Raw genomic sequence first — 18,053 nt, 5'->3', positions numbered from 1 at the left:
ACCGGGGTTCATGTCGATACCAATGCAACCGTACATTCTCTCTCTGGAAACCTGCTTCACGGGATTTGGGGTAAACTGCACGGCGACAACCCACTTTCCATTCTTGCGGTAGAAATGCCAGGTCTTAGCACCGCATTCTGGTAATCTGTTGATGTTGTGACTAAAATCACCAATAACAGAGGACACGGTTTTTCCGAATCGTGACTCCAAGCACTTAGGGACTCGGAAAGTTATTTTATCCCCATTCCACTGACAGACTTGATTGCCAAAAGACTCATCCTTGGAGCCGACGACAAAAATATCACTCCTAGGGATGCAAACTTTGACTGGTTTAAGCCTTAAGTGTTTGATTTTATTACTTAATAATGTCAGTTTACGCTTTTTATTGTGAATTTGAAAGCGTAAATTCTGCCAGTTTGTAGATTTATATTTAAGGGAGCAAGCTATGGGGAAATTACAACCTGTTTTTGAGTCGAGCCATTTTTTCTTGGCATAAAACTTGCGAGCTAATGCCAACTTACGCTCGGCTTTCTTCAGCCATATGCCAAGAGATTTTATCTTGCCTTCAAGAGTTTTTAAATGTAAAATTCTGTGTTCTTTGGCGCCGTCTACACGACCCTTGGCAGAACTGATTACACCATTTGCGTGGCGCTTGTTCATGCCGTAGGTTTGCTGTAAGTGCGTGTTCCAATCGGATTTCTTAAACTCTGTATTTGAAAGTAAGCGATCGACTGTTTCAATGCTGGCAGTCCGAAAAATTGGGGCGTAAGCCTCTAAAAACATCTCGAAAGTTGTTTTTCCGAGTTCGTTAAGCTCGTGCACTGGTGTGGGCAAGCCTTTGCAATAAGTTAGGGTAGCCATTGATTCTCCCTGTCAGTGTGGCTAGATTTTTACTATGTTAGACGATATTGCCTGTGTCCACCATCTGTGCCGACGGACTCTCTGAATGCCTTCTCAGGGCGCCGTATCGTCTCAACGCTCTGGCCAATACTCATCAATCTATCGAGTGATTTACCAGGATTTTACTCACTCAATCCTAGGTAAGTCTAGGTAAATTGTCAACAGTCGTTTACCCTAAATCCAGCCAGGAGGGCGATCGTACCCCGACACTTTTTTGTTTGTACTCGTTGACATCCTCGTCTGAATTTTTACTCAATCGGATTGAAAACGGCTAAACGCCATTGGGTTCACATTTTTTTACAATCATACTTTAAAATTCACCGGATGGTATGATGTTATTAGGGAAACTCATAACCGCAGCGCCTTTAAGGTTCTGCCTAAGGTTCTGCCTAAGGTTCTGCCTAAGGTTCTGCCTAAGGTTCTGCCTTCGGGGCTGGCTACCGAATGCCGTCCTGTCAAAGCGCTGGAATGGCTGCTACCAATAAAAAACCCCAGCGTTTGGCTGAGGACTGCTTGAGTGGGAGATATCGTTAATCTGCGTTTTTTTTAGTTGACTTAGATTGCATGGAATTCCATGCCGCTGACACTTCCCGGGCTTTCGCGTGGGGGAATTTTTAAGGACAAACTTTTGGGGATAAATCCACAAAAAGTTTAATTCTTAAAAGCGCTGTCAGTGCGCTGCTAGCCACTGGCTCAACGATTAAAGTTAAGTTTGTGGCTAATTGTAGTAGAAGATGCGCCCTGATGAATTAACTACCCGATAGATGAGCACCCTGATGGCATAACTCCCTGATGGATCGACGCCCTGATGGCCTTAGCCCCACTACCCAAAAAAATCTGGTTGGTGGATGATCGTGGACATAAGTAACACGTCACTTCCGGCGTTTCCGATCGCAAGCGGGTGTGCCTGTCTGTATTGATTATGGCAGGCAGATTTATCAGAAGACAAGTGGGCTATTGCATCAACCCACTTCTGACAGATCGGGTTAGCCAAAGGGTGTCTATCTACGTTAAATCAGGGTCATCGAACATGAAAAACAGCATCTTAGTATTAGCAGTAATTGCCTCCGGTGGCATCAGCTTATTCCATACAAGCAGGGCCAGCGCTTTTGCGATCGTCCCACAATCTTCATCAACCAGCAGTTTGACTGCGGGGGAGAGTCGTCCCGACATTAACTACACTGGAACGAATGAAGATGGAGAGCAAGAAGAGGTAAAGACAGGCAAAGGCCGGAAATAATTAGCCCTCTGGGTGGTTCGCCGGCGCTGCGGTTGTGATTGCGATCGTGTTTGTGGTGTATTTGTTGTCGCCACCACCTTGGCTCAAGGGTGTGAAAACTCTCTCCCAATATCAGTCTACCTAATCCGAGGAGTTGAAGTCTCAACGAAGTGAATGGGAAAATAAACAGGTAAGGCGAGTCTGTCGGTGGAGTTTCCCCGCCTAGGAACTTCCTTACCTTCTGATGTTCGGGATTCGGATCTGGCACAATCGTATTTCATCTCGTAAAAACCCAATGGAAAATACTCTCGAAACTACCCGCAGACAGCGCGTATTGACAAGAACCCAGGAACGGCGTCAGGCAACACCCAAAGAAAAACAGTTAATTCACCTGCTGGCCAATATGGCTTGTAGTTTGATTAACTATGACTACAAACACTCAGCGGGGAAGGAAACTCTCGCGCCTTCGGAACGCAAGCGTTTAGCGGAATGGCATTACCTGCGAGTTCAGCAAATTCGCCGGATCGAACGCTCGTTGGAACCCGTAGCGACGCTCAAGCGCGTGTACTACAAGAGCATTCTCAGTCCGAGGGATCTGAAGTCTTTGAAACTTCTGTGGCTTGAAGAGGACAAAAACCGCGTCAAACGGGTCGATCCTGACTTGGATGACATCCTGAGCGAAGCTTTGGATCGGGGAGATACTTTGAAACAGCTATTTCACTCGATCGAGTCCAAGGAACGGATCTTTGCGGAAACTCCTCGCCCGGGCGTTGTACCGCTGTGGGTGAAAGAGTGGGAAGACTCGGAATATGACATCAACTTTTTTCCGCCTTCGTTCTCTGCATGGGTTTCCATCGTGGACGACTAGATTCAAGAATAACTCTTTTACATGGGAGCGATCGCAAAAATCTGAGGATAAAGCTATTTGCGATCGTTCCCATTGACGGGGAAAGTGCGATCGGCCCGGTTAACTCATCGTGCAGCGCACAACCATTGGAGTACAGAGAAGTAAATCGGAGTCAGTAGCATTGTACAATGGGGAAAAACCAGGGCTTCAGCTAATTGCTGATAGCTGATAGCTGATAGCTGATAGTTTCCCATGACTGACTCGATTTCTACTTCTCCATTAGACTCGGCCGCCGATACAGCCGAACTCCGCTCACAGTTGAGGTCGGGTTCAGAGAAAACTCAACTGCAACTGCTGCAACAACACATAGCAGATGCGGGCTGGGATGTATTGATGGAATTTTTATTAGAGCGCAAGTCGGAGGAACCGACAGCGGTAATGGGTAAGGCTTACCAAATTCTTTATAGTGCGGATTCTGCCAGAGCGAGGGAGTTTTTGCAGGCGAATTTTCCGACTGGAGTTGTGCCGCTGCGATCGAACTCTAACATTGACTACACTCCGCTGCAACAATTATTGGCATTACAGGAATTTCAAGAAGCCGATCTATTGACTTTAAACAAACTTTGTGGGTTGGCGGGCGAGACAGCTTCGGCGAGAAAGTGGCTGTATTTTACAGAAGTTGAAAGTTTGCCGGTGACAGATTTACAAACAATTAATACGCTGTGGAAAGTTCATTCCGAAAACAAATTTGGCTTTTCGGTACAGCGGGAAATCTGGCTGAGTTCGGGGAAGAATTGGGATAAGTTGTGGCCGTTAATTGGATGGAAGAAGGGCAATAATTGGACGCGGTATCCGCAAGAATTTATTTGGGATTTGAGCGCGCCGAGGGGTCATTTGCCGCTGTCGAATCAGTTGCGGGGTGTGCAGCCGTTTGCGGCTTTGATGGCTCATCGGGCTTGGGTGAAGTAAGAGGGCGGTTGAAACCGCGTCTACACAAACAATGTCCGCCGGACGCCGACTCAACAGAATAATGTAAAACGTAATTTTCACCGCCTATTCTTCAACCCGCGTCGGCGGGTTTTGTTTGTATTGCCACGGTTTCAAGAGACCGTTGGCGAATGTCTGAGGGGTTTCAGCCCTTTTTCATCGCCGTCCTGAATAGGCAGAATGATAGTGTAATGAGGCACCAGATTAAATAATTAATTATGACTCTTCACCCCCGCTCCTGGTCATCGATTCCAGAAATGACAGCCTCCGTAGCACGAACCTGATTTCCTAAAGGCAACCCATATATGAAAATGCGGGACTCTCTTAGGAGTGTTGTACGAGGATACAGACTTTATCACCTTGTTTCGAGCCGATTGCGGTCAAAGTGCTTTATCACCCGGACAATTAGCATTAATCAGCGTGATGCAATTTGCAGAGGGATTGACTGACCGACAAGCAGCAGAAGCGGTGAGAAGTCGTATAGATTGGAAGTATGCTCTCTCGACTAGAAATCACTGATAGTGGCTTCGATTATTCAGTTTTAAGCGAGGGTCGAAGTCGGTACATCTTACAGAAACTTGCGATCGAGATTTACCTCATTTAATTACCAATGTGGAAACGACACCTGCAAGCATTGTTTATGTCGAAATGACTCAGGTGATTCATCAATCTCCTTCTGATAAACGCCTGTTACCACAAGAACATCTTGTCGATACTGCTTATGTTGATGCCCAACATTTGCTCACTTGTGAAACAGAATTAGGTATCGATCTCGTTGGTCGAGTACCATCTGATTCTAGCTGGCAAGAAAAAGCGCAGCAAGGCTTCGATCTTTCTTGTTTTACCGTTGATTGGGAGCATCAGCAGGCTATTTGTCCGCAAGGTAACGTCAGCAAATCCTGGCATCCACGCTCGGATAATTATGGCAATCCGACCATTCAAGTACGTTTTCGTCGGCCCGATTGCGCTGCTTGTCCTGTTCGTTCTCAATGTACTCACTCGCCAGCAAGCGCCCGTGTTTTGACTCTTAGCCCTCAACCTCTTTATGAGGCTTTAGCCAAGGGTAAGGCCAGACAACATACCGAGGATTTCAAGCAGCGTTATGCCAAGAGGGCCGGTGTTGAAAGTTCCTTGTCGCAAGGAATTCGTGTTTTTGGTTGGCGCGAGGCTCGTTACATGGGTATTGCCAAGACTCGCTTGCAACATATTGTGACTGCTGCTGCGATGAATTTGTCAAGAATGTGGGCATTTTGGCGCGACATTCCGATTGGTAAGACTCGTATCTCTCATTTTGCGGCTCTTTTTCCCTCTGCCTCATCATAGTTTTTTTCCACGATTGTGGGATGTTTGGTTTCACCCTTTTTTAATTCGCCAACAGTCTCTTTCAACCGCCGAGATTTCTCCGAAATTTCAGCCGCCGAGGCTAATTAAGATCGATCGTACACAAACAAGATACCACCCGTTGCAACTAAAGCCAAAACCGCCGGAACCAAAGGCATCCAGCCACCGAAAGTTAAAATTACCAAAGAACCTTGGTACAGCACAAAAATCATACCACCGCTAGCGATCGCCAACACCAAGAGCGATCGATCCCGCCAAGCCAACAACCCGCCCGTCACAGCCACCAACCACACAAAAACAGCATCTCCCCACTGTATCCCTTGCAATTGCGGCAAAACCCACAATAGCGGCCTTTTATCAATCGCAGCGCTGAGGATTTGACTAACCATGTGAGCGTGAATCCAAACTCCCGGCATTTTACCGTAAGGAGTATCAGATTCCTCCCTCGAAACTTGCGAAGTGTGGCCGATTAAGACAATTTTACCCTTAACTAAATCAGAGTTTATTTTCCCTTCTAATACTTCTTGAAGTGTCACTTTAAAAGCTGGTTTCCGGTTGGCGCGGTAGTTGAGCAATATTTGACTCACTAGCGCCTTTAAATCTTGATAACCTCCTGTACGAATAGCCAATCTTTTAAATGTAACATCAGCGATTCGCCACTCGTGATTGTCACTTATCTGTGATTTTATTCCTTGATTTTCCAAAAAACGCAAAGCTAACAGAAAGCTGAAGCTATTAGAAATTTTACAATTATTAGTAAAAGTAGAAAGATTTGGTTCATAGGAAAGAGATTGACGGCGAATACTGCTACCTTTTTCATGGCGCAATTCATCCGGAGTTAAATCGCTAAAACCCAGTTGATTGGTTAATTTAGCCTTCGACAATTCTGGCGGCGGATCGTAATTTTTATCGGTGGAACCATAGCTGCATACAGTAATAATATTAGGATTGCTATCAAACAGAGAAATTAAGTTTTTTCGTCCTGGCTCCCTTGGCGAATTGCGGTGCATATTCAAACCAATTGCTATAGGTTGAAACTGCTGCAATTTGTCGATCGCCTTTGCTAAAGTAGCATCATTTTGAGGATAGCCGTAATTCTCGGCATCATTGTCTGTCACTTCCACAACCAACAACCGATTGTCGATTAATTCAGGTTGGCGCTGGCTCATTAGTCGATCGAGCATTGACAGTTCCAGCCCCTCCATAACCCCCAGAGAGCGCGCTCCCATCACAGCCAGGGTACAGCCCGCACTCGCCAAAATCACCGACTTCAAGCGCGAAAAACCCTCAACCGGTCGTCTTTTCCCAGACGTGGGAAGCAAAGTCAAATCCGGGGCCACAGCAGGCGAATCCGGCGCCAGCAAAAAATCGTTCCAAACCGCAGGCTTCGCTGCCGGATGCTGCCAAATTACAGGCAACCAACTAGCACAAGGAAATTCCTTTTCCCAAGTCTCCAACCGCCGCCGCGCTTCCCCCGCTGCTGCATACAAAGACTTGCCATTCACAAACTCTTTAAGAAAACATTTTAAAAATTCTTGAGCCACAAAATCCGGCACAAACTCCCGCATTAAAATCATTTGCGGAATCATCTGAAAATCATCTAAATTTCTAGCCAAACCCAACCCATCGCAACAGTTAAAAATAGCCAGTTGCAAACCATTTTTTACCGCTTTCCTCAAGCCGCACCATAACTCATTAATTGTTAAAAAATCTGTTTGATTGATATATATTTTTCCAATATCCTCCTCAGTTTCCCCGTGTCCTGCAAAAAATATAATATCCCAAGATTGCTCCCAAAGTTCGTCGTTGATTTCTTCCTGTTTCGGTTCCACTAGAAACCTCACCTCAGCATTGGGAGACAAATTCTCCAAAATTTTCCTATCTTGCGTGATATCAATCCCAGCGCTGTTTCCCAGAATTGCTAAAATCCTTACCTTAGACTTGCGGATAGGTTGTCCGGGATTTTCCAGTGTTACATAGTTTAATTTACTCAGCGAAGGTTCGGCTTTCGGAAATCTTTCAAACAAATCCCACTGATTCCAAGGCAGTTTGTGCAAGTGTTTGTCATTTGTGCAAATCAGCACCCTTGCCTCTTCATCTGGATTTAAATTGTCCCCAATTATTCTATCTACCCTAGCAAACTCAGGAGACTTCAGCCAATCATTCAGCATCAACGCAAGTTTTTTCCCAGACTCTTTGCAATCATTCACAGGAGTTCTTGCATTAATCTTTTTCGGTTTTATCCGACGAAAAGACAATCCTTTAGCCACCGTCGATTTCACAGCGGTATTTTTTTTGGCATCTTGGTGCAAAAAAGGGTAAATTAAATGCACTAAATTTTCCTGGTGGTGCCGGGAATTTGTTCCCATAGCTCGATATTTTTCCAGCCAATGTTCTTCTTCAAAAGCGGCTATTTGCGGGTTGGCTGGCAATCTTTTACTTTCCGTAAAGTCCGTAGAGGGAAATTGATTGTTTTTCCCAATTTTTACGGTGCAGCGAAAACCTTCTTCGCAATCTCCGTCTAATTTCAAAACAATTAACTTATCCATAATTCACACCCCCTGTTGATAAGTGACAATTAGATTAAAAAATTTTCAGTCACGCTGAAATCGCCCAAAGCCAACTTGACACTAAAATGCTCTCCCGGTTCTCCACTTAACTCAAAGAGCAAATTTTCCGTTTTATTTGCTCTAGCTTGCATCAGAGGTTCACCTTCATCATCCAGCACCATCAACTGCAAATCGTTGGGCAAGTTAGTTTGACCGTTTGTGGGATAAACCTCTACCGAAATATCGATATCTGGTTCGTCGGTTGTCATCAATTCCACAAATAAAGCTACTTGCTCTTTCCCCCACTCTAAGTTGAGTAATTTGCCTCGCTTGACTGGTACGCGTACATCTGCTGAAGCGCTTTTTTCGACAACTTGGGGACTTCGGAAAGCAAACTGCAATTCTGGTTTTGACTCGAACAGCGTTTGGGCTGTATGCCAACCGCTACCGACAATATTGTGCAACCACTGACTGAGATTTACAGGCTTGATCTCGTCTAAGTATTCTAGCAGGTTGTCGATCGACTCCAACTCGCTCAGAGGAACTTTTTCTCGATCGCCATTTTTGACAAATCCCAGCAACTTCACTTCTTCGACAGATTGGCCGATCTCTACAGCAACATAACCGATTCTGTCCGATCGCACTTCTGCCGGAATCGATACACATTCTTCACCAGGGCTTACCCAACGGCATTCCAGCTTGCCAATACCTTGGACAGCCAAATCCGCAATATCCATGAATTTCTGGATCGCAGGATTCCAAATATTGCTGGCGTCCAAATCAGTGTCTATTTCCATGCACTGAAAGTACAAATCGACTGCGTGCACCGCCAAAGCATTGAGATAAACCTGTTTGGCTTTCCCCCGGTCACTTTGTTGCTGTGCAAGGGTTTGAGCGCTGCGGTAGGCTGCTGGGGCGATCGGTATTGTCAAAACTAAATCAACTTCTGTGTTATTCATGATCCATCTCTATTTTTGGGTTTTGAATGTCCTACAAGTATTCTCGAAATCTGGGCGTGAATTTCTCCAAAGACCTCTGGTAAAAACTGCTCAAACTTGAAATACTTACTCCTAACTCTTCGGAGATTTGCTGCAAGCTTGCATCTTCTATCACTCTCTTGACCAGCAACAATTTAAAGTTGACGTGGGCGTGCTTTCTCATCACTTCGTTTTGAAAAATATCGCCCGGATCTTCTTCAATCATCTCGATGAGACCTGCTGCGATTGGACAAGATTTATGTTCTGCCTGCTGCTTTTCCATTTGATTGAAAACGGGTTCCATATCTCCGTAGTATACAGTTGGCAAATCTTTCCTACCTATAACTTTAGGGGTGGTTTCTTGAAAACATTTAACTATCAAGAAGTTTACCCACTGGCTGACCTCTTTTTCAGGTCGGTAGTTGTGAATTTCCCGGGAAATGCGAAACATCAGTTCCTGTTTGGCTTCCAGCAAAATTTCCTGATAAATTGCGTAGGAAAAATCCTTATTCTGCGGACAGTTAATGATTTTATATTTTTCAATTTCCATCACTAATCTAGTCACAGCTTTCTGTCGCCCTAAAGTTTTAGGCTGGTGATTTTGGGCAGCTATAGCTAGCTGTTTCAGCCGATTGTCAATGTCATCCTTAGTAGGCATCTCTTGTTCCAAGGTTACTCAGAAAAATAGTCTCCAACCAGCTATGCAGGCCGCCGGGGTTGAGCGAATGCTCCGAGAGCGACTGGTGCGCCCGCTGTCGGAGCCGCCATATCCCCTGCAATGCCTTCTATTTGCCTATCTGTCGGGATCTGCGATTTTTATGCAAAACTTCTGCATAATTTACAAAACTTTACATAATTCACGAATTTCTGGGCCCGGGGGCGGTCGTTGGTGCGCCAGGAATCAGGCGTTGCGGGCTGTTGGGGCGATCGCAAATGTTTGGCGTTTGTGTGGAATGCTATAATCGCGATCGCCAACAGAGTTAATTATTTGCAGGAAGCGCGATCGACAACCGAGCAGGGCGATCGTACTCCAAACCAACGGTTTTTACTATCCAGAGTGGTGCAGCAGTCAAATAAGCCGTTATTATTGTTTCAAAAAATTCGATTTTAACCATCATTCCCAATTCTTTAATCGCAAATCGAAAATGGTATAAACGCCCCAAAATCATGCACTACCAATCCCAGCAGCACCGTCAAAAACACGCAACTCAGAAAAAAATCAAAAGAGCTATTTTTTACTGTTTGACAGCCATACTTTTCTGCTGGAGCACCGCGAACCTCGCTACAATTGCCCAAAAGCCAGACCCCGGTGGGCTTCAAGGCTCAGAAATGAGAAATATTCTCGATCGCGGAAATCTCACCGAAGCCGTCACCAGAATCGAAAAAGACTGGGAAGAAGACTATCAAACATACTTTGAACAAAACTTTACCGCCCGCGAAAAAACCGCCGAATCAATATCAAAAACTCTTTCCCGCCTAGCAGTTCAAACCAAGAAAAAACCAGCTTTAATTTACGCCATCCCGCGCACAGACCAACTAGAACTAATCTTAATATTGCCCGATCGCCCGCCAATTAACCGGAGCATCCCCTCAGCCAAAAGAGACAAACTGGTGCCAGTAGTCCAAGAATTGACCAGCGAAATCACCAAAGTAGCACAAATTAATACTACCAGCTATCTAGAATCAGCTCAACAACTTTATCAATGGATAATTGCACCGCTAGAAACCGACTTAAAAATAGCAAAAATTGACACCCTGCTGTTCTGCGTCGGCGAAGGTTTGCGAACCGTACCCCTAGCAGCAATGCACGACGGCCAGCAATTTTTGGTCGAAAAATACAGTATGTCGCGAATTCCGGCATTCAAGCTGACAGACATCAATTATACGGATCTCAGAAACTCTCACGTCTTAGCAATGGGAGCAGAAAATTTCTCAGAAACGGCGAACAAACAACCGCTACCGGCTGTTCCGTTAGAATTAAGTGCGATCGGCCGACAGTGGCCAGGTCAATCCTTTATCAACGAAGATTTTACCATCGTTAACTTGCAATCGCAGCGACTGCAACAAAGATACGGCATCATCCACCTCGCGACTCACGCGGAATTCCGCCCCGGAAGCCCAGATAACTCCTACATTCAATTTTGGGATACCCAACTCAGATTATCTCAAATGAGAGATTTGAAATGGAACAATCCGCCACTGGAACTGTTAGTATTGAGTGCCTGTAGAACTGCCTCGGGAGACAAAGAAGCAGAACTTGGATTTGGTGGCTTAGCGTTGCAATCGGGAGCAAAATCTGCGATCGCCAGTTTGTGGCACGTGTCAGATGCGGGGACTCTGGCACTGATGACAGAGTTTTACCAGCAGTTAAAAATCAGCAAACCTCAAGATCCTCCAATCATTAAAGCTGAAGCTCTCAGACAAGCACAAATTGCTGCGATTAAAGGTAAAGTCACCATAGAAAATGGGCAACTGCGAAGTTCTAGGGGAGAAACTCCGTTGCCGCCGTCTATCCCCAAACTTGAGAGCAAAAATTTATCGCATCCTTATTATTGGGCCGCATTTAGTGCGATCGGCAGTCCTTGGTAATTGTGGGGAAAAACAGGCAAGATGTCTGTTTTACAATTGGAAATCTCTAGGGAAACTGTATTGCCGTGTCCGGCGCGGGACTCTACGGATCGCGATCGTCCCGGATCGCGCTTCACCCGAAAGACCGCCAGGGACTCAAGTCCCTGTCTAATAGCGAAAGTCCTCTGAAGAGGACTGATGAGTTCTTCAGTCCTCTTCAGAGGACTTTTGCTTTGAGGCAGGGGTTTAAACCCCTGCCGGACTGCGGGTTTAACGCGATTGTTGACACGACCAAAGACCAAGCCTAAGTCCGGCGCGGGACTCTACGGATCAACAGCTTAGGAATGAGAATTAAATAACTTACAATTTTTATGCTTGTGGGATGGGCGTCCCGCCCGTCCAGAAAGAGCCGCCGAGCGTCCCGCCCACCCCACAAACTTCTGTAAATTATTTAATTCGCGATCCTTATCACCTCGAAGGCCCGCCCATTTCTAGACTTTGGATCGACGAATCAGGACACTAATCACTTGTCCGGGTTTTGGCCCTCGCTGCAACTTACTCCAATCGCCGACGGCTGCAAAGCCCAGCCGGTATAAGGTGTGGATGGTTTCTAACACGGCTTTGTGGGAACCGACAACGGTTATCTGCAAGACTTCCTGTTCCGACTCACAGTCGTCATTTGGACAGTCGGACAAGTTATCGTCAGGCAAAAATTCCTGTGACATAATTATGGTCTCCTAGTTTTTGGTTTTTCTGGTCAGGAAAACCCAAAAACCCAGCCGCCCCGCACGGTAACGCAAAGCAGGGCGGCTACAGAGAATGTTATTCTCGATTAGCCTCCAGACTGCTCGTATCAGTTTGGCGGTTAGCTGTCCTTAGCTGCTGGTAACAGCTTTGGGCGAAGCGAAGCGGAGGGAGTGCAACTAGATTTTCGGGCCACTCTGGCTGCTTCCTCTTCGAGCAAAGCAACCTTAATTTCACAGCGTAGCGGCTTGTGGGGCCGCCGTCAATGGATTTTAGATTTTAGATTTTGGATTGGGTTGGTAAGTCGATCGCTCTACAAGAGCGATAATTGTACGCAACGATAGTTCTAAGAAAACGGCAAGGCCCTTTCCGCTGCGGGATTCTGCCGATCGAGCCTCTCGATCGAAACAGATGATACGCTATAAAACATAAAGTAATTAAATATCTTTAGCTGTCGCTCAACCAACCACCACCAACCTGTGACAAATCGAGCGGGAACCTTCAAGGGGAAACAAAACATGAAAAAATTAGAATTTTTACTACAGAAAGAGGGCGATCGCGCCTGGTTGCCCCTAGAAACCCCCGACGTGGAAATTCTAGAAGGCAAATATCGCGTCGTGGCGCGCATTCAGCACCCCAACACCGACATCGAAATTCGGATCGTCCATACATCCTTTGACGAAACTGCCCCCCAGCGGAAAGTCCAAAGCAGATCCGCCCGCACAAACCCCGAAGGATTAGTCGTGATCATTCCCTACACCCGTCTCAAACCGGGAATGTGGGAACTCTCGTGCTTGCCAGATCCCAACTCAGCACCAGCAAAATCTTGGCAGTACGGCGTGCAATTAGAAGTATTGCCCGCAGAATCGGAAACTTCCGAACCCCTACCCGCGATCGACTCCTCCGAAGCCGCCGCTTCCCCCTCAGCCTCACAAACAGCAGCAGCAGTCGATCGAACACCAACCCAAATCCCAGCCCCACCTCCACCTCCACCACAGCCGACCAAAATCTACCAATTTCCACTTCCCCAAACCGCTCAGCCGCCGCAACCCCCAGCCAAACTCGAACTTGAACTCGTTCTCGATCGAGAAACCTTCATCACCCAACTCGGCCGCCCCTTAATCATTTCCGGCAAAATCGACATTCCCCAACCACCTCAAAAAACCAAAAGAACACCACCTCCCATCCCAGAATCCCAACTTCTAGAACTCCAAAAACTCATCGGTTCAGCACAACTGCAAATTTACCTGCGAGATCCCCAAACCTCACAAATACTCGCCCAAATCGAGCAGCCGATGCCAGAACAAGCTCCCCCCTGTATCTTTGCCTGCGTCACCTACATCCCAGCCGACTGCAAAAGTCGCCTAATTTTAGGAGAAGCAATTCTCAGCAGCGGCGGTGTAACTTTAGCGACCAAACTATTCACAATTACAGCCCGTTTAGAACACCTGCTAGAAGTAATTAAAGACGATTTCATCGAAGAAAAACATCAAGCCGATCCCTCTCCAACAGCAGTCAGACCACCTCGAAAAGAAGTACATCCATCCTTTCTCCGGGTAGCACAAAAAGCGTTAGATCTGCCATCTCCCTCAGAAGTCGCCATCAATGAATCTTTAAGCAATGAATCCCTACCCCCTCAACTAAATTCCCGCCAGACTCCAAGTGCCGGCGGCCTAGAATTGCCAGCATTCGGTAACAAACTGCCCGACAGCAGCCGATCGCAATTGCTCTCAGAAATCACCAATACGTCTAGAACATCCGCCGGGGCGATCGACCAACCAACCAAACCCTCAGACATCGCAACTACCCCAGAAAAGGCCGAAGTTCGGGCGATCGACCAAAAACCCCAAAACACCCCCGAACCAGAAACACCAGCCCCAGAACCTACGCCACCCCCCTCACAAAAGGCATTTCAAACCTTAAACGTCCAAAATAGATTTTGGTCGCGACTGAGCTCCCTAGCCAGCACCGGCGAATCCCCCGAATGGCTGAAAGCAACCAGCCTCTCGCCAACTCCAAAAGCAGCCCCCAATACCAGCGACGCAATTACCGTCGTGGAAGAAAGCAGCCCAACTAAAGTGCAACCAGCCATCAGGGAAACCATTTCCCAACCGCAACCTACTGGCCCGGAAGCGAAAGAATTTGTGGTGTTTGACGAGCCCCCGCAGCCGAAACCAGTTGCCCAAAAAACCACCAAAATAGAAGCAGAAGCAACTCCACCAACTCCCTACGTTTTGTCAGAAGACGAGTCAGTACCGATGCCCATCCTGGAATTGCCGCGCGCCCAAATCCTTGCAGGCCAGGCTGTAACAGTGAAAGTGCAACTACCGGAATTAATGCCGCGGATTTATGTAAAAGTTTGGGTATTCGATCGGCAAACCTACCTAATTCTGGACGGGCCGCGCTGGATTACCGAATTTACAGCTACCGGGTTAGGAAATATGCGAGCAAGTATCGAGTTAGAGATTCCCTACGGCTGCATGGAAATTGAATTTGAGGCGATCGCCGTCGAAATGCAAACTCAGCGGGAAAGTCACAAAGTCAGCGTGCACCGCCAAGTTTTACCGCCAGCCGCGCCCACTTTGCCCCTGGAAGGTTAAATTGTCGATCGCTCGCTCGATGAATAATATTCACATCAACAAGCATAATAAACTTGGTTCGTAGTGAGGACTTTAGTCCTTCTTTCCAATAAAATAGGTTCGTAGTGAGGACTTTAGTCCTTCTTTTCTTATGACACATCAACAAGCATAATAAAATAGGTTCGTAGTGAGGACTTTAGTCCTTCTTTCCAATAAAATAGGTTCGTAGTGAGGACTTTAGTCCTTCTTTTCTTATGACACATCAACAAGCATAATAAAATAGGTTCGTAGTGAGGACTTTAGTCCTTCTTTCCAATAAAATAGGTTCGTAGTGAGGACTTTAGTCCTTCTTTTCTTATGACTGAAATCCTCACTACGAACTAATTGGACTATCGGTAATCTACCGACGATAATTATAAGGACTAAAGTCCTTACTACAAACTTAATTGCCGACGATAATTATAAGGACTAAAGTCCTTACTACAAACTTAATTGTGGTATCTTTTCAGGTCGATCGCACTAACTGCCGAAACTTCTTCTTAAACTTATTCTTATACACATAGATCGATCGCTGCAAATCCTCAACTTGCAGCGACATCTCCGCAGCCAAACCCGTGCGGTTCCAAGCATCCTCCTGACACTTGCGGCGGCAAAAATTCATCGGTTCCGAGTAAACTTTAGATGTCGATAAAGTCGGCTTCGGCCCGCACCAGTGAATCACAGTCGCCGACTCGCGATCGCCCGCAGGCCCGTTTTCTGCCACCGGAAACTGCTTTCTCAGCAAATCCTGGTCAAAATCCGGCACCAATAACTGCATATCCACATTCTGCACCCGCAGCCGATTTTCTTGCGCCGCTCGGAAAATCATAAAGTTCAAAAAACCCATTTCTCCGTACTTAAATATCCCCGGATTGACCTCCGTAAAATCTAAAATTTCTATGTATTCTTCCAAGCTAAAAATACCGCGTTTAGCAAAAAAAGTACCCGTGCAGAAATAGTTCGATCGCGATTCGGCCCACCGAAAGTTCGGGAAATGCTTTTCAACGCCCGGAATATCAAAGAAAAATTCCGAAACATCAGCATCCGAGTAATCGTAACAAGGCTTATCTATCGTAAAATCAAATTCTTTAAAATTAGCCAATTTCAGAACATCGCCCCAGACGATTGTATCGGCATCCAACACCATAAAATTCGACCAAGGGCTTTCCCAGAAAGCAATCATTTTAGTTTTGCCCCAGCCAAAACTCCTCTTTCTGAGAACCTCTTGGGAAACGTTTGTGCGATCGATAACTCGCACCCCGTAAGACTTTTCCAAAGCACTCACAGAAAACGTACCATCAATCAACAGACAAATCGGTACATCTCCCAGGAAATATCGAATGCTAGCACAGCAACCCTTAGCAAACAGATAATCCTGGTCGCAGCAGGCAATAATAATACCAAAATCTTCCATAACTCTCACTCTTTTTCTAACTTGCCAACCCACAACATTTGGATTGTTTGTTTTTTCGGCACATCTATTTTCGAGTTGTGCATTTTTGCCAGCTTAGCACTAAAATTCTGCGTTCGCCCGTAAACAAAAACATCGCTAAAACCGCTGGGAATTTTGGGTATCGTGGGTGCGTCTAGCAACTGAGCTTGACGGCGTCCTTCGGGGTCAAGCAACACCAATTGCCACATCACTTTCGGCTCTAACAAATGACTCACTGACAGTATATTTCCCAGAGTGACTTCCGAGATATCACTGACAACCAGCGGCTTTGGAGCACGATCGATCCTCCGAGCAATTACGGGATTTTCCCGGCCCAATTCCTTCGTCCACCAAGTCTCGGCTTGAGAACTAACAGCATTCGACAACACAGATCCCGTTAGCAGTACAACTGTCAGAACTTTCCACATCTGCCGTTTCCAGCTTGGCACGCCCAGCGCGCTAATTTTAGTCGCTAACAGGTAAGCCACAGATATTTGCATCGCCAAATAAGTCGGAAATAGGTAGCGAGGTTTAGTCGATCGGATTCCTCCCAATATAACATCTGGAAGCATCACTGCCACTGCTGTCACCGCCATCAACACCAGCAAAAACAGCCAAACCTGTTTCTTTGTCTCACAACACAGAAAATAAACCGCATACCCCACGATTGCCAATAAAATCAAAGTCGCTGCCATCAAGGCAATCAAAGATATTGATGCAGCCTGAGAATTTAGCCCAAAATCCCAAAAAATACGACCGATATTTCCGCTCCAATTATTAACTAAAGATAGCAGGCTACTGTCTCCATTCGCCCAACGTGTTGCCTCCGTTGCCGCTTTTTCGTTCACTACTAAAATTGCTATCCAAGGCAGAAAAGCTAACAAAGACAAAGCACTTGCTATCAGGTAATTAACTACCTTATCAGTCAACCTACAACCTTCGATGACGCATACATAAATTCCGTGTCCTAAGGCAACTAACAGGCTAAACAAGTGAGTGTAAAATCCCAGAATAGTTGCTACTGCGTAAATGCTCCAACTCAGTCTAGTTTGAAGCCGCATTGCTCGCAACAGAGACGCACAAGAAACCAAAACCAGCGCCGGCCACAAACTGTAGGGACGAGCTTCTTGAGCGTAAAGCACGTGCAAGGGAGAAACTGCTAGCAATCCCACGGCTATCCAGGCTACTTCCGGTGCAGGAAACAATTCTCGGCACAGCCAGTACAGAGCGGGAAAGGCTAACAAACTCACCCAAACTGAGAAACTTCTGGTCGATAAAGGAGAATCACCGAATAGTTTTCCCCAATACTTGACTGCCAGAAAATATAGAGGTGGCAGTTGAGGTTCTTCAATGGCAATACCTTTAATTGTATCGCCAAAATTTTTTGCGGGATTGGAGCGCTGATATTTCATCAAATCTTGTGCGCCGACTAACTGAACGCTGCTTATTTCATGCAGCACTTCTGTTTGCGTGTATCCCGAAATCCGCAGGGAAGTAAATACTTCATCATACCAATAAAACTTTGTGTCGATGTTGGTGAATCGAAAAAACAATCCTAATATCAATAAGATAACTACTAAGAAGCCCAGTTTGCTTTTAATCAAAGTCATAGATGGAAGGTGTCACAAAAGATAGATGCTGCGCCTCAATGTAACATACCAGAGCGAGGTTGAGTGGATTGCCAAACCTACAGGTTGTAATACCAATTTAAAAAAAGAATGCAACAGTATTCTTGTCCCCCCCCTGATTCATGGGGTTAGGGGGGGGGTCAAAGAGTGTTGCACAATTTTAGATAAATGGTATAAGATCTCCCTCTAATAATTTGTGAGCCTTATTTATTCTGTTAGCAGTCAATGGGGAAAGTCGAGGAG

Annotated in this window: 15 protein-coding genes and 2 pseudogenes; 8 read left to right on the top strand and 9 right to left on the bottom strand. The window is 46.1% G+C overall.

Annotation, left to right across the window (positions count from 1 at the left end; all coding sequences use genetic code 11):
• Nucleotides 1-861: pseudogene (locus QZ918_RS20670) on the bottom strand (hypothetical protein); the annotation flags it as partial.
• Nucleotides 862-1,930: 1,069 nt separating this feature from the next.
• Between QZ918_RS20670 and QZ918_RS20665 the strand changes: the two are divergent.
• The 4 genes and pseudogenes from QZ918_RS20665 to QZ918_RS20650 all read left to right on the top strand — a co-directional run.
• Nucleotides 1,931-2,140 (top strand): hypothetical protein, encoded by a 210-nt coding sequence (locus tag QZ918_RS20665; protein ID WP_293157090.1) that lies wholly within the window; start codon nucleotides 1,931-1,933, stop codon nucleotides 2,138-2,140.
• A gap of 274 nt (nucleotides 2,141-2,414) precedes the next feature.
• A complete protein-coding gene (locus QZ918_RS20660; RefSeq protein WP_293338035.1) occupies nucleotides 2,415-2,987 on the top strand; it encodes a hypothetical protein in 573 nt (190 codons plus the stop codon).
• 231 nt (nucleotides 2,988-3,218) lie between these two features.
• The gene (locus QZ918_RS20655) at nucleotides 3,219-3,935 is read left to right on the top strand and encodes a GUN4 domain-containing protein (protein ID WP_293338033.1); all 717 of its coding nucleotides are present in this window, start codon (nucleotides 3,219-3,221) and stop codon (nucleotides 3,933-3,935) included.
• 236 nt (nucleotides 3,936-4,171) lie between these two features.
• Nucleotides 4,172-5,271, top strand: a pseudogene (locus QZ918_RS20650) (transposase); the annotation flags it as partial.
• A gap of 109 nt (nucleotides 5,272-5,380) precedes the next feature.
• Here the strand turns inward: QZ918_RS20650 and QZ918_RS20645 are convergent.
• Genes QZ918_RS20645 through QZ918_RS20635 form a run of 3 tightly spaced genes read right to left on the bottom strand, consistent with a single transcriptional unit; the run spans nucleotide 5,381 to nucleotide 9,478 of the window.
• Nucleotides 5,381-7,843 (bottom strand): CHASE2 domain-containing protein, encoded by a 2,463-nt coding sequence (locus QZ918_RS20645; RefSeq protein WP_293338031.1) that lies wholly within the window; start codon nucleotides 7,841-7,843, stop codon nucleotides 5,381-5,383.
• Between the two features lie 29 nt (nucleotides 7,844-7,872).
• Nucleotides 7,873-8,802: a DUF1822 family protein gene (locus QZ918_RS20640; RefSeq protein ID WP_293338029.1), complete on the bottom strand. Its 930-nt coding sequence runs from the start codon at nucleotides 8,800-8,802 to the stop codon at nucleotides 7,873-7,875.
• 31 nt (nucleotides 8,803-8,833) lie between these two features.
• Nucleotides 8,834-9,478, bottom strand: a complete 645-nt coding sequence (locus QZ918_RS20635; RefSeq protein WP_293338027.1) for a hypothetical protein — start codon at nucleotides 9,476-9,478, stop codon at nucleotides 8,834-8,836.
• Between the two features lie 228 nt (nucleotides 9,479-9,706).
• On the opposite strand from QZ918_RS20635, the gene QZ918_RS20630 reads away from it, so the two are divergent.
• Together QZ918_RS20630 and QZ918_RS20625 are read left to right on the top strand one after the other, a co-directional pair.
• Nucleotides 9,707-9,931: a hypothetical protein gene (locus tag QZ918_RS20630; protein ID WP_293338025.1), complete on the top strand. Its 225-nt coding sequence runs from the start codon at nucleotides 9,707-9,709 to the stop codon at nucleotides 9,929-9,931.
• A gap of 56 nt (nucleotides 9,932-9,987) precedes the next feature.
• A complete protein-coding gene (locus QZ918_RS20625; RefSeq protein WP_293338023.1) occupies nucleotides 9,988-11,409 on the top strand; it encodes a CHAT domain-containing protein in 1,422 nt (473 codons plus the stop codon).
• Here the strand turns inward: QZ918_RS20625 and QZ918_RS20620 are convergent.
• Nucleotides 11,370-11,525 (bottom strand): hypothetical protein, encoded by a 156-nt coding sequence (locus tag QZ918_RS20620; RefSeq protein WP_293338021.1) that lies wholly within the window; start codon nucleotides 11,523-11,525, stop codon nucleotides 11,370-11,372. The genes QZ918_RS20625 and QZ918_RS20620 overlap by 40 nt on opposite strands.
• 354 nt (nucleotides 11,526-11,879) lie before the next feature.
• On the bottom strand, nucleotides 11,880-12,113 hold the full coding sequence (locus QZ918_RS20615; RefSeq protein ID WP_293338019.1) for a hypothetical protein: 234 nt from the start codon (nucleotides 12,111-12,113) through the stop codon (nucleotides 11,880-11,882).
• Nucleotides 12,114-12,305: 192 nt separating this feature from the next.
• Here QZ918_RS20615 and QZ918_RS20610 point away from each other — a divergent pair, with 192 nt between their 5' ends.
• Nucleotides 12,306-12,476, top strand: a complete 171-nt coding sequence (locus QZ918_RS20610; RefSeq protein ID WP_293338017.1) for a hypothetical protein — start codon at nucleotides 12,306-12,308, stop codon at nucleotides 12,474-12,476.
• 2 nt (nucleotides 12,477-12,478) lie between these two features.
• Here QZ918_RS20610 and QZ918_RS20605 read toward each other — a convergent pair whose 3' ends face one another.
• Entirely contained in the window at nucleotides 12,479-12,652 is a 174-nt protein-coding gene (locus tag QZ918_RS20605; protein WP_293338015.1) for a hypothetical protein, read from the bottom strand.
• On the opposite strand from QZ918_RS20605, the gene QZ918_RS20600 reads away from it, so the two are divergent.
• Nucleotides 12,651-14,732: a hypothetical protein gene (locus tag QZ918_RS20600; protein WP_293338013.1), complete on the top strand. Its 2,082-nt coding sequence runs from the start codon at nucleotides 12,651-12,653 to the stop codon at nucleotides 14,730-14,732. The two genes, QZ918_RS20605 and QZ918_RS20600, sit on opposite strands and share 2 nt — an antisense overlap.
• 484 nt (nucleotides 14,733-15,216) lie before the next feature.
• Here QZ918_RS20600 and QZ918_RS20595 read toward each other — a convergent pair whose 3' ends face one another.
• Both QZ918_RS20595 and QZ918_RS20590 read right to left on the bottom strand, forming a co-directional pair.
• On the bottom strand, nucleotides 15,217-16,164 hold the full coding sequence (locus QZ918_RS20595) for a hypothetical protein (protein WP_293151361.1): 948 nt from the start codon (nucleotides 16,162-16,164) through the stop codon (nucleotides 15,217-15,219).
• A gap of 5 nt (nucleotides 16,165-16,169) precedes the next feature.
• Nucleotides 16,170-17,792: a glycosyltransferase family 39 protein gene (locus QZ918_RS20590; protein ID WP_293338011.1), complete on the bottom strand. Its 1,623-nt coding sequence runs from the start codon at nucleotides 17,790-17,792 to the stop codon at nucleotides 16,170-16,172.
• Nucleotides 17,793-18,053: the final 261 nt, after the last annotated feature.

The sequence above is a fragment of the Microcoleus sp. CAWBG58 genome, from assembly GCF_020883045.1.
Classification (GTDB): Bacteria; Cyanobacteriota; Cyanobacteriia; order Cyanobacteriales; family Microcoleaceae; genus Microcoleus.
This window is presented reverse-complemented; position numbering and strand designations above follow the sequence as displayed.

What these genes read in the sequence shown, in the direction of transcription:
- QZ918_RS20595 (WP_293151361.1), bottom strand. Translation starts at nt 16,164, where the DNA reads ATGGAAGATTTTGGTATTATTATTGCCTGCTGCGACCAGGATTATCTG.
- QZ918_RS20645 (WP_293338031.1), bottom strand. Translation starts at nt 7,843, where the DNA reads ATGGATAAGTTAATTGTTTTGAAATTAGACGGAGATTGCGAAGAAGGT.
- QZ918_RS20635 (WP_293338027.1), bottom strand. Translation starts at nt 9,478, where the DNA reads ATGCCTACTAAGGATGACATTGACAATCGGCTGAAACAGCTAGCTATA.
- QZ918_RS20590 (WP_293338011.1), bottom strand. Translation starts at nt 17,792, where the DNA reads ATGACTTTGATTAAAAGCAAACTGGGCTTCTTAGTAGTTATCTTATTG.
- QZ918_RS20660 (WP_293338035.1), top strand. Translation starts at nt 2,415, where the DNA reads ATGGAAAATACTCTCGAAACTACCCGCAGACAGCGCGTATTGACAAGA.
- QZ918_RS20625 (WP_293338023.1), top strand. Translation starts at nt 9,988, where the DNA reads ATGCACTACCAATCCCAGCAGCACCGTCAAAAACACGCAACTCAGAAA.
- QZ918_RS20655 (WP_293338033.1), top strand. Translation starts at nt 3,219, where the DNA reads ATGACTGACTCGATTTCTACTTCTCCATTAGACTCGGCCGCCGATACA.
- QZ918_RS20665 (WP_293157090.1), top strand. Translation starts at nt 1,931, where the DNA reads ATGAAAAACAGCATCTTAGTATTAGCAGTAATTGCCTCCGGTGGCATC.
- QZ918_RS20640 (WP_293338029.1), bottom strand. Translation starts at nt 8,802, where the DNA reads ATGAATAACACAGAAGTTGATTTAGTTTTGACAATACCGATCGCCCCA.
- QZ918_RS20605 (WP_293338015.1), bottom strand. Translation starts at nt 12,652, where the DNA reads ATGTTTTGTTTCCCCTTGAAGGTTCCCGCTCGATTTGTCACAGGTTGG.
- QZ918_RS20615 (WP_293338019.1), bottom strand. Translation starts at nt 12,113, where the DNA reads ATGTCACAGGAATTTTTGCCTGACGATAACTTGTCCGACTGTCCAAAT.
- QZ918_RS20600 (WP_293338013.1), top strand. Translation starts at nt 12,651, where the DNA reads ATGAAAAAATTAGAATTTTTACTACAGAAAGAGGGCGATCGCGCCTGG.